Below are 223 nucleotides of genomic sequence, written 5' to 3'. Positions count from 1 at the left end.
CGCAAGGTTAAAACTCAAATGAATTGACGGGGGCCCGCACAAGCGGTGGAGCATGTGGTTTAATTCGATGCAACGCGAAGAACCTTACCTACTCTTGACATCCAGCGAACTCAGCAGAGATGCTTTGGTGCCTTCGGGAACGCTGAGACAGGTGCTGCATGGCTGTCGTCAGCTCGTGTTGTGAAATGTTGGGTTAAGTCCCGCAACGAGCGCAACCCTTATC

Annotated in this window: 1 rRNA gene; it reads left to right on the top strand. The window is 52.5% G+C overall.

Features of this window, described 5'->3' with window-relative positions:
* Positions 1-223: ribosomal RNA gene (locus WFO64_RS22465) — 16S ribosomal RNA — on the top strand; the annotation flags it as partial.

Origin of the sequence: Pantoea sp. AS142, from assembly GCF_037152305.1 — a bacterium.
GTDB lineage: Bacteria > Pseudomonadota > Gammaproteobacteria > Enterobacterales > Enterobacteriaceae > Pantoea.
Note: the sequence above shows the minus strand (reverse complement) of the source record. Positions and strands in the feature narration are given on the sequence as shown.